Raw genomic sequence first — 2,202 nt, forward strand, 5'->3', positions numbered from 1 at the left:
GTTCCGGGCCGGGGCTTCCGTACGTCCGACGTGTGCGAGCGGTCAGCCGCGCTGGATGCCCGACGTGTCCTGGAGGACGCCGCGGCGGCCGTCCTGTGTCTGGGCCACCAGGCTGGGGCCGCGCTGCTCCACCGCCAAGTACCAGGTACCCGGCGCCAGTTCGGCGATCGGCGACTGCGAGCCGTCCTCACCGAAGAGGGGGCGCGCCACCGGCACGGCGAACCAGAACGGCGCGAAGTCGCCCGCCGGGGCCGCCCCGCCCTGCGAGGGCTGGGACTGCTGCGCGGCCGGCTGGGCGCCGCCGAACGGCTGCGGCTGGCCCTGCGTCCCGTACGGCTGCGGGCCGCCCGGGTAGCCGTACCCCTGCCCCGGCGCGCCACCGTACGGCTGCGGCGTCTGCGGCTTCGGGGGGCCGACGAGGGCGACCTTCAGCGCGGGGACCAGCGGGCCCGCCACGGCGGCGCCCGCGAGGGCCAGGGCGCTGAAGAAGCCGAGGATCTGGCCGCCGCCGGCCCGGCCGTCACCCAGCAGGTACCAGAGGGAGGTCCAGGCGACGAAGAGGGCGAGCGCCACCCCGAACTGGCCGAGGTCCAGACCCGCGACCTTCTTCGGGGCCTGCGGGAGCGCGCGCGAGACGACGATCAGGGCCGCCGCGATGAGACCGGCGATGTGGACACTCATCACGACGCCGAGGATGTCCCATGCCTTCGGCCCGCTGCTGAAGCTCGTCGAGTCGTAGAAATTGAGGAACGAGGCGATGAACAGCAACACCGCTGCTCCGATCACCACGCCGTCGCCTCTAGTGAGGGAGCGGATGTTCACGTGAAAAATCCTTCGTCAGTCGTCTCGTCGGGGCGGTCGTCGCGGGCCGCTCGGGGTGCGGTGCACGGTGCGAAGCTCGGGGGCGGCTCCCTATCGTACGGATGAATCTATCGTCTGCCCGATCGGGTCGTCTGCCGGGTATCTGGCCTGGTACCGGGCCGTTACGAGGGTCCGTTATGCGGTTCCGCGACATCGACGGACCGTCACATGCCCCGCTCCAGCCCCCAGCGTTGACGCGCGCACCAACCGCCCCACCGACCGCCGCGCCGGCTTTTCCACGGTTCCTTCGGCGACTTCCTCACAGCGGTCTCACAGCGATTCACTTGTTCTTCTTTACTTCTCCAGGAAACCGCTGATGCCTGCCGCGAGTCCCCGTGCCGCTTTCTCCCGCCATTCCGCGTCGGACAGCAGTGCGGCGTCGGCCGAATCCTGCATATTGCCGCACTCCAGGAAGACCTTCGGGACGGTCGAAAGGTTGAGACCGCCGAGATCGTCACGGACGTCCAGGCCCGTTCCGTCGCCGAGGTAGTTGGCCGGGTCGGTGCCGGTCTCCCGGTGGAAGTCCGCGACGATGCGCTCGCCGAGGGCACGGGAGGGGCCGACGATCGCGGCGGTGTCCGCGGCGCCGCCCTTGACCAGGGCGGGCAGGATGACATGGAAGCCGCGGTTGCCGGCCGCGGAGCCGTCCGCGTGCACGGAGACCACGGCGTCGGCCTTCGCCTCGTTGCCGATCCGGGCGCGCTCGTCCACGCACGGGCCGTACGGACGGTCGTCGTCCTGCGTGAAGGTGACCGTGGCGCCCTGCTGTACGAGCAGCGTGCGCAGCCGCCGGGAGACGTCGAGGGTGAAGGCGGCCTCCGCGTAACCGGCGGCGGTGGCGGTGCCGGTGGTGTCGCACTCCTTGGTGGCCGTGCCGATGTCGACCTTCTCGTTGATCTCGGTGGGGTGGTCGCGGTTACGGGGGTTGTGGCCCGGGTCGACGACCACGACCTTGCCGGCGAGCGGTCCGGCCGGATCGCCGCCGCCGGGGGCGCCGTCACCCGGGCCGGTGGGGGAGGCGGGCGCGGAGGCGGCGGGGGCGGCCCCGGCGGTGGCGGCGGAGGCGCTGGAGCCGTCGGACCCGCCCACCCCCTGCCACACGAGCCACCCGGCCAGGCCGGTCGGCACCAGCGCGGCGACCGCGACGGTGAGAGGGCGCCGGCCGAAGCGGCGGCGTGCGGGCTGCGGGCTCTCGTCGTACGACACGACGCGATGCTAGACGCCCCGCCGGGCGATCGGGGGCAGGGCGGGGGGGGGGGGGGGGGGGGGGGGGCCCCGGGGCGGGGGGGGGGGGGGGGGGGGGGGGCGGCCGGGGGGGGGGGGGGGGGCGGGCGCGCGGGC

Annotated in this window: 2 protein-coding genes; both read right to left on the reverse strand. The window is 73.8% G+C overall.

What is annotated here, in order from left to right; genetic code table 11:
* Positions 1 to 42: 42 nt before the first annotated feature.
* Positions 43 to 822: a hypothetical protein gene (locus ACFXPK_RS12360; RefSeq protein WP_385005064.1), complete on the reverse strand. Its 780-nt coding sequence runs from the start codon at positions 820 to 822 to the stop codon at positions 43 to 45.
* Between the two features lie 333 nt (positions 823 to 1,155).
* The gene (locus ACFXPK_RS12365) at positions 1,156 to 2,067 is read right to left on the reverse strand and encodes an N-acetylmuramoyl-L-alanine amidase (RefSeq protein ID WP_385074439.1); all 912 of its coding nucleotides are present in this window, start codon (positions 2,065 to 2,067) and stop codon (positions 1,156 to 1,158) included.
* Positions 2,068 to 2,202: the final 135 nt, after the last annotated feature.

Origin of the sequence: Streptomyces sp. NPDC059142, assembly GCF_042755665.1 — a bacterium.
Lineage (GTDB): Bacteria > Actinomycetota > Actinomycetes > Streptomycetales > Streptomycetaceae > Streptomyces.